This window comes from Brevibacterium luteolum (assembly GCF_013004595.1).
In the GTDB taxonomy this organism is placed as follows: Bacteria; Actinomycetota; Actinomycetes; order Actinomycetales; family Brevibacteriaceae; genus Brevibacterium; species Brevibacterium luteolum.
Genome location: NZ_JABEMC010000007.1, coordinates 109,171 through 117,456 on the forward strand (window position 1 = coordinate 109,171; position 8,286 = coordinate 117,456).

General features: G+C 68.2%; 9 protein-coding genes. 6 read left to right on the forward strand and 3 right to left on the reverse strand.

The window, feature by feature from the left end; genetic code table 11:
• Nucleotides 1-34 precede the first annotated feature (34 nt).
• Both HLA91_RS11075 and HLA91_RS11080 read right to left on the reverse strand, forming a co-directional pair.
• Entirely contained in the window at nt 35-619 is a 585-nt protein-coding gene (locus HLA91_RS11075; protein WP_170274708.1) for a DUF3267 domain-containing protein, read from the reverse strand.
• A 102-nt stretch (nt 620-721) separates the two neighbouring features.
• Nucleotides 722-1,228, reverse strand: a complete 507-nt coding sequence (locus HLA91_RS11080) for a VOC family protein (RefSeq protein ID WP_170274709.1) — start codon at nt 1,226-1,228, stop codon at nt 722-724.
• 112 nt (nt 1,229-1,340) lie between these two features.
• Here HLA91_RS11080 and HLA91_RS11085 point away from each other — a divergent pair, with 112 nt between their 5' ends.
• Entirely contained in the window at nt 1,341-2,198 is an 858-nt protein-coding gene (locus HLA91_RS11085) for an AraC family transcriptional regulator (protein ID WP_170274710.1), read from the forward strand.
• A 25-nt stretch (nt 2,199-2,223) separates the two neighbouring features.
• Here the strand turns inward: HLA91_RS11085 and HLA91_RS11090 are convergent, their stop codons facing one another.
• Nucleotides 2,224-3,435, reverse strand: coding sequence for an aminotransferase-like domain-containing protein (locus tag HLA91_RS11090; protein WP_170274711.1), 1,212 nt, complete (start codon nt 3,433-3,435; stop codon nt 2,224-2,226).
• A 275-nt stretch (nt 3,436-3,710) separates the two neighbouring features.
• On the opposite strand from HLA91_RS11090, the gene HLA91_RS14100 reads away from it, so the two are divergent.
• The 5 genes from HLA91_RS14100 (at nt 3,711) to HLA91_RS11110 (ending at nt 8,199) form a co-directional block, all read left to right on the forward strand.
• Complete coding sequence (locus HLA91_RS14100) at nt 3,711-4,139, forward strand: amino acid permease (protein WP_275587856.1); 429 nt, start codon at nt 3,711-3,713, stop codon at nt 4,137-4,139.
• Complete coding sequence (locus HLA91_RS11095; protein ID WP_338076793.1) at nt 4,103-5,161, forward strand: APC family permease; 1,059 nt, start codon at nt 4,103-4,105, stop codon at nt 5,159-5,161. The genes HLA91_RS14100 and HLA91_RS11095 overlap by 37 nt, the downstream gene beginning before the upstream one ends.
• On the forward strand, nt 5,158-6,735 hold the full coding sequence (locus tag HLA91_RS11100) for a serine hydrolase domain-containing protein (protein WP_170274712.1): 1,578 nt from the start codon (nt 5,158-5,160) through the stop codon (nt 6,733-6,735). Before HLA91_RS11095 ends, HLA91_RS11100 begins: the two co-directional genes overlap by 4 nt.
• 5 nt (nt 6,736-6,740) lie before the next feature.
• The gene (locus HLA91_RS11105; protein ID WP_170274713.1) at nt 6,741-7,529 is read left to right on the forward strand and encodes an ABC transporter permease; all 789 of its coding nucleotides are present in this window, start codon (nt 6,741-6,743) and stop codon (nt 7,527-7,529) included.
• A gap of 136 nt (nt 7,530-7,665) precedes the next feature.
• Nucleotides 7,666-8,199 carry a hypothetical protein gene (locus HLA91_RS11110; protein WP_170274714.1) on the forward strand — a complete coding sequence of 178 codons (534 nt, stop codon included), beginning with the start codon at nt 7,666-7,668 and terminating at the stop codon, nt 8,197-8,199.
• Nucleotides 8,200-8,286: the final 87 nt, after the last annotated feature.

An 8,286-nucleotide genomic window follows, 5' to 3' on the forward strand; every position in this document is an offset into this window, starting at 1 on the left:
GGTGCAGCGCTGAGGCGAAGCTGAGAGCCGAGGCTCAGCGGTAGAACTTCAGGCCCGCCGGGAGCTCCTCGATGAGGGTTCTCGGCGGCTGCCGCAGCGCCGCCCCGGCCAGGACCACATCGCCGACGCAGCCAGCCAGATGCACGGCCGCCGGCACCACCAGCCAGCCACCGAACGGGACAACGGCGACGATGAGCGCGCACCCGCCGCCGATGACGACGAGCGGTGCCAGCGCGATCGCAAGATACTGGAGTCTGGAGAACCGGGTGCCGGGGGCAATGCAGTAGACAGCCGGGATCTTCCCGCCGATCCGCGTGAGCCCGACCCGCGGCCGTGCGCCGAAGACCCGCATCGACACGGCGTGCATCGCTTCATGGGCGACGAGCAGCACCGCGATGAGCGCGAGGGTCACAGCTATCCCGAGCAGCAGCTGGGCTATGCCGAAGCTCCCGCCGCCGGCAGCCCGGCCGCGCGCCCACAGGAAGAAGTAGAGCACGAAGCCGGCAGGCACCACGAACACGCCGATGATGTTGACGAGGGCCGCAGCCGTGCGTCCGGGGATCCACTGCCGGGCGGCGGCGCCGGGTGGCTCGTGATCGGGTGCGCTCAGAGCTCTCATCTCCTTCACCCTCACGATAACGCCGACAGCCTATTGTCGCCGGCCAACGCCGCGGTCACGGGAGTGGCACTGACCAGCTCGCGGAATCAGGCGGCCGGCAGCTCAGCCCTCGTTCATCGACTGCGCCCACTCGGCGACACGGGCGGCCGACTCCTCATCCGAAAGATCCTCGACGCGGGTGAGGATCGCCCAGCGCCGGCCGAACGGATCGATGATCGAACCGTACCGATCCCCGGAGACGAAATCGGCGATCGGCTCGCGCTCCGTGGCACCGGCCGCCTCGGCGGCGGCAACGACCGCATCGGCATCAGCGCAGTACAGGCACAGCGACGCACTGACCGCATCCCCGGCTTCGGGGAGCGCGAGCCCGTAGTCCGGGTTCGCGTCCGCCAGCTGCAGCCGGCCCTGACCGAAGTCGAGCTCGGCGTGGAGGACGCTGCCGTCGGGAGAATCCATCCGGCTGATGAGCCGGGCTGAGAAGACGCGGGTATAGAAGTCGATGGCGGCCGCGGCGTCGGTGACGACGATGAACGGGGTCAGCGAGGTGAAGCCGTGCGGGATGCCGTTGGTCGTGTGTGCGCCGGTGGCCGGCGAAGCAGGAGGAGTCATGCACCTATCGTGGCGGCCAGCTGCGCCAGCGGTCTTGAAGATTCGCGACACCGCACCACGGCACCCTGGATGAAGGCTGGCTCTTCGGCTGCAGCTGAGCTTGAATGCATCTATGGATGCCCGGGACCGCAAAGCGATCGACCTGCGCGGACACCTCACCCCGCAGCCGGTTGAGCTGCTGCGCTGCCCCGCGCCCGAGGCAGTGGCGGACCGGGTGCGATGGGCGTGGGTGCCGCGGTGGTCTCTGCCGGACGGGCAGTCTGTGACTCAGCAGGTCATCGAGTTCCCCGGCGGGAACCTCGTTGTCGAACCGCATGAGACCCGCTTTCACCCACCCGCACCGGCGATGTCGAAGAAGGACCTGACAGGTGCTGGCTGGGCGGTCGGGCTGCTGCTCCAGCCGGCGTGCGGCGCGCTGCTGCGCAGCACGGCCGCATGGGCCGAGGGAGCAGACCTGGATGGCCATGTGCCGCATCCCCGTGCCGAACTGAGCGGCCGGGCAGAGCTGCAGGCCGTGAGCCGGAGGATCCGGGCGCAGATGGCCGCCACGGCAGACGACCACACCGCGGAGGCGGCAGCATGTCTGCTCCTCGACTGGGCCGACTGCCACCTCCCCGCCCCCGATGCGGACGGGCAGCTGCTCAACGCGATCGTGGACAAGGTCGAGACGGATCCCGAGATCCTCACCAGCAGTCAGCTCGCCGCAGCAGCTGGGATCGGGCAGCGCCGTCTGCAGCGCCTCGTCTCGCGGGCGCTGGGCTATTCGCCGACGTGGCTCATCCGTCGCAGACGCCTGCAGGATGCCGCCGCGCGCATCCGCAGCGGTGAGTCAGCGGCGGAACTGGCAGCTGCGCTCGGCTACGCCGACCAGCCGCACTTCCAGCGTGACTTCACGACCGTGACCGGGCAGACGCCGGGAGCATACCGTCGACTTGTCAGCGGCAGCAACCGCCTCGGGCACGGCGGCTGACCAGGACAGACGCGGTCGTCGGCGGCTAAGCCGACTCGATCAGCGGCCGAGGGGTGCCGAGCACCGAGGCCAGCCGGCGCACACCCTCACGTGTTGCCTCGACGCCGTTGGAGACGAACGAGAAGCGCAGCGTGCGCGGGTCCGGGTCAGCGACGTAGAACGGCGGGCCGGGCACATAGAGGACCCCGGCCTGGGCGGCTTCGAAGACGAGGGCCTGCGTGTCGAAGCCCTCCGGCAGGCGCGCCCACACGAACATCCCGCCAGCCGGCTGATTCATCACCGATCCTGCAGGCAGCACCAGTGAGAGCTCCTCGACGAGCGTGAGCATGCGCGCCTGGTACTCCGCGCGCACCGGTGCGAGTACCTCTTCCATATTGTGGGTCGCAAGGTAGTGGGCGGCGGCGAGCTGGTCGACCGTCGAGGTCTGCAGTGCGGTCGCCTGCTTCGTCACGCCGATCCGCTCACGGGCCTCCTCATCAGGGCAGCGGATCCAGCCGACGCGCACACCGGGGGAGAGGACCTTCGAGAGGCTGCCGAGCAGCAGCGAACGGTCATCCAGCCGCGGGTCGGCGCTGATCGGGGTGAGAATATCGTCGGTGAAGCGCAGCTCCGCGTACGGGTCGTCTTCGATGAGCCAGACATCGGAGTCGGCAAGCACATTGGCGATCTGCTGCCGGCGCGAGGCCGGCATCGAGATCCCGGTCGGGTTCTGGAAGGTCGGGATGAGATAGACGGCCTTCGGGTTCCACATCTCGATCGCCGCCGCCAGCGCCTCGGGCACGATCCCGGCTTCATCGCCGTCGAGTGCCTTGAGCTCGACGCCCTGGACGGCGAAGGCCTGCAGTGCGGACATGTACGTCGGGTTCTCCACGAGCACGACGTCACCGGGATTGAACAGGGCCTGGGCCACGAGCCCGAGCCCCTGCTGTGAGCCTGAGGTGACTATCACCTCGGCGGCGGAAGCCGGCACATTCGCCTCCTGCAGGCGACGGGCGGCAGCCTCGCGCATCTCCGGCTCACCGTCGGTCGAACCGTACTGCATGGCGCGCGGGCCGTCGGTGGCGAAGACATGGGCGTAGGCCGCAGCGAGCCCGTCGACGTCGAAGAGCTCAGGAGCCGGATGCCCGCCGGCGAAGCTGATGATGGATGGATCGGCGGCGATCTCGAACAGCCGCCGGATCGGGGATTCGCCCACCGCCATGACATGGTGGTTGAGCGTGTGGCGCAGTGGTGTCATGAGGTCATCGTAGAGCCGGAACGCCACAGGTGACGACCCCTCTGAGAGGGTTTTTCGGCGGCTGTCGACGAGCGCCAAAAGGGGGTGGTGAATCTGTGGCTCAACGCATGTGCTACAGGCCCGCCCGGTGGGGGTCTCCTTCCTGGTCGCAGGGCCGCCGATGCCGATGTCTGTGACGTGTGGCACGATAGGCGGCAGGCGTGCTGGGCGGGTGCGCTGGGCACGTGCGAGACAGCCGGCGATGCCGGAACGCGACAGTGGAGAGCGAGGATGCGATGGCTGAGCTGAAGAAGTCACTGGGCATGCTGCAGCTGCTCGCCTTCGGCGTAGCAGGTGTGGTCGGCACGAGCTGGATCTACACGAACTCCACCCTGTTCGGCGAATACGGTGCAGGCGGTGTCGTCTTCGGCCTGGCCGCCGGAGTGCTGCTCGCCGCGTGCGTGGCACTGGCGTACTCGGAGCTGACGACGACATTCCCGCGCGCCGGCGGCGAGGTGGTGTACTCGTATACGTCGATGGGCCGCGGGGCGGCGTTCTTCACCGGCTGGATGCTGCTGGGCGCCTACGTCTCCTCCTTGGCCTTCTACGTCACCGCCTTCGGGTTCCTGCTCGGCAACTTCTTCCCGTCTTCAACACCATCCCGCTCTACACCATCAACGACGAGACCGTGTACCTGCCGGTGCTGCTCGTCGGCATCGCGCTGACCGCGCTGTTCTTCGCACTCAACTGGTTCGGCATCGAGATCGGCGCCCAGGTGCAGCTCGCGATGTTCGCCGCCATCGTCATCATCGGCGCAGCGCTCGTCGTCGTCGGCTTCTCCACCGGCTCGCCGGAGAACTTCTTCCCCGCCTACTATCCTGACTCGATCCCGGTCTCCGACACGCTGCGCTTCATCATCCCCGGCATGACCTTCCTCGCCGGCTTCGGGCTCGTCGCCGTGCTCGCCGAGGACGCCAAGATCTCCGCCCGCAAGGTCGGCCGCGCCGTCGTGCTCACCGTGCTGGCCGCCGGCACCTTCTACTGCCTCGTCCTCGCCGCCACCGCCTGGGTGCTGCCCTGGGAGGACGTCGCCCAGATGGACCTGGGCACCGTCTCGGCCTTCCGCGAAGCAGGCTTCCCGCTGCTCGGCGCCGGCGCCTACCTCATCGCCTTCCTCGGCCTGCTCACCAGCTTCCTCGGCCTCTTCGTCGCCAGCTCTCGCATCATGGTCGCCATGGGCCGCGCCCATCTGCTGCCTCCGCAGCTGGCCGACATCCACGACCGCCGCGGCACCCCGCACAAGGCACTCATCGCCACCGCCGCCATCACGCTCGGCCTCGGCTGGCTCGGACCCGGCGCGGTCGTGTGGTTCCTCGACACCGGCGGCGTCTACCTGGGCATCGTGTGGTTCATGGTCGTCCTCGCCAAGTACCTCACCCCGCGACGCTACCCCGAACTCGAACGCCCCTACCGCACCCGGCTCGGCTTCCTGCCGGCGATCGGCGGCGTCGGCGCGCTGCTGGTCATCATCTGGGCGATCGTGCCCGGCACCAGCTCGTCTCTCGTGTGGCCGGCCGAGTACATCATCCTCGGTGTCTGGTTCGCCATCGGCACCGTGCTGTACTTCGTCGCCCGCGCCAAGCAGATCGATCGCACCGAAGGACTCCACGCCATCCTCGGTGACTCTTACGACCACCTGCACCGCCACGAGATCGCCGCCCAGCAACGCCGGGGAGAGGACACATGAAACTGACCGACGACGCACTGACCGCCGCACGCGAGGTGGTGGTCGCCGAAGCCGCGGCCGCATCCGTTCCCGAGGTGTCCTACGGCATCGTCTCGGACGGCCAGCTGGCCGCCGGGCAGGGAACCGACCGGATCTACCGGATCGCCTCGATGACGAAGTCGTTCACTTCCGCAGCGGTGCTGGGCATCTGCCGTGGGCTCATCCCCGTCGTCGGCCGCAGACCCAGCCTCGATGACCTGCTCGCCGACTGGCTGCCAGCACTGAGCACCGGTGAGTGGGCTGCGGAGATGACGATCCGCGATGCGCTGACGATGTCGACCGGCCTGCCGAAAGACGACCCCTGGGCCGACCGGCTCGAATCGATGCCGATCTCCCAGATGCAGCGGCTCATGCAGGGTGAGGCGCTGGCGAACTTCCCGGCCGGGGCCGGGTTCGAATACGCCAACTACGGCTACGCGATGCTCGGTGCCTTCGTCGAAGGCGCCACCGGACATGCCTTCACCGAGGTCGTCCATCTCCACCTGCTCGCACCCCTCGGACTGACCTCGACCGGGTTCGATGTCCGCCAGCTCGATGCCGACCGGCTCGTCACCGGCTACCGGCGCACGAGCGACGGTGAGTTCGAAGCGCAGCCGATCAGCCTGCCCGGAGCGTTCTCCGCCATCGGCGGGCTCGCCTCGACCGTCGACGATGTCGCGGTCTGGGTGACCGCGCTTATCGACGCGGTGACCTCGACTGAGCCCGGGGATGCCTGCCGCGCTCTCGGACGCACCGCGGCGGAAGCCCGCGCCTGGCGGCGGGTGCTCGCCGACCTGCAGCAGACCCAGCGGCCGATCAGCATCCAGCACGCTGACGATCACACCGTGTCGATCGGCTACGGCTACGGGCTGCGCTGCTCCTTCGACACCCGCTACGGGCACATGGCCGGACACTCCGGCGGCTACCCCGGCTTCGGGCTGCACATGCGCTGGCATGCCGCCACCGGTACCGGTGTTATCGTGCTGGCCAACCTCACCGACTTCCCCGCCGAAGCCGTCGCCACCCGCGCACTCAATACCGCACTCGCCATCCAGCGAGACCACGACCCGAACTCACGCCTATGGCCGGCCTCCCAACCGGTGCCGCTGACCCCGGCACAGAAAGCCAGCGCCTCAGCTGACTCAGACACCCAGCCGGTCAGCATCCCAGTCACACCGATCACCAGTTTCACCGCCTCGGAACTGGCCCGCACCCGCCAGCTGCAGGCCGAAACAATGATCGCCACCGGCGACGACTCTGAGGCCGAGCGCATCTTCTCCTCCAACATGGACCTCGACATGCCGCGTGCCGAACGGCTCACAGCATGGCAGCGCATCCGCGACCACGTCGGCACCCCAGTCGCTGATGGCACCACCGCTGAGGTCGAATGGCTGACCGCGCTGTCAGCCCGCTGGGAAGTCTGGGCAGAAGGCGAAGCGGGAACCGGGCACGGACGGCGGATGGAGATGATGCTCAACCCCGCCGGTGAGATCCAGAAGCTCGCCGTCACCGCCCTGCCACAGACGCAAACGCCCACCAACGAGGGCGGGAACTGACGCCGATGATCGAGCAGCTGTGGCCGACGATCACCGCAGTCCTCGTGCTGCTCGCCGTCGCCGTCGCAGTGCTGACGCTTGCCGGTGTCCGCCACCGCTGGGCCGCCGGCATCGCCGTGTTCCGCGGCGCACTGCAGCTGGCGGCGATCAGCTTCATCCTCGCCGGCGTCATCACCGACCCCCGCTGGGTCGCCGTGGCCCTTGCTGTCATGTTCAGTGTTGCCGCCGTCACCGCCACCCGGCGCATCGGCTGGACGCTCACCCGATTCGGGATCGTGGCAGGCGCGATGGCCGCAGGTGTGGCCATCACCTTGGCCGTCATTTTCCTCACCGGGGCACTCGAACCATCAGCCCGGTATGCGCTGGCAATCGGCGGTATCGTCATCGGCAACGCGATGACCGCCGTCACCCTCGCCGGCCGCCGCACCGCCCAGAGCACCGCCGACCGGTTCCCGGAAGTCGAAGGCTGGCTGGCCCTGGGCGCCACACCCCGGCAGGCCACCCTTGATATCGCCCGCGAAGCCGTCCGCGAAGCACTCATCCCCTCAACCGACCAGACTAAGACCACCGGCCTCGTCACCCTGCCCGGCGCGTTCGTCGGCGCGATCTTCGGCGGCGTCAGCCCCCTGGAGGCCGGCCGCTTCCAGATCGTCGTGCTCGCCGGCATCATGGCCGCCGGTGCCGTCGGGGCCACCATCGTCGCCTTCACCCTGGCCCCGACACTCATGCTGCCAGCCGACACCGTGCGCCATATGGCCAAGCGCAACCAAGTCCAGTCAGCAACTCACAGCTGACCCTCTGACCTGGGGTTTTCAGGTTTCTGTCGGTTTCCATCCGGCGTTCACTCAGAGTTCGTTCGTGCCGACCAGGCTCAAGACGGTGCTCTTCAAGCACCTGCGAATGCACGCCTCTTGAGTCGAAATGAGAGACATGATCCGACTGACATCCCTCCGCGCAGCCTGCGGTGGACTGCTGTCCCTGGCCTTGGCCGGCGCCGGTGTCGCCGCGGCCGCAGCCCCGCCTGCAGCCGCCCTCGACACCGAGCTCATCACCAGCGGCACCACCGAATGGCGCTACCTCGATGACGGCACCGACCCCGCCGATGGGCTGCCCGGCCGCACCGACTGGACCGCCGCAGACTTCGACGACACCGCCTGGCAGACCGCGGCCGGCAGCTTCGGCGCGCTGCGCGGTGAGAAGAAGGCACTCTCCGGCGGGCACACCCCGGACAACCTGCTCACCCAGTACAAGGACGGCACGGTCGAGAACCACGAGGCGTTCTTCTTCCGCACCACCATCGACGTCGACGCCGCTGACCTCGAAGGAGGCAAGCAGCTGACCGGTTCGGTGCTCTACGACGACGCCGCTGCAGTCTTCGTCAACGGTGAGAAGATCGCAGGCTTCGACGACGGAGGCATCGACTACCTAGCTGTACTTCCTCGGGAGGTTGTGATCGGGATTTGAGGTGAAAGAAGACCTCCGATATCGAAGTGGGTAACCACACTCACTCGAACCGGAGGTCTTCCATGACTCACCGTAATGCACCGATGA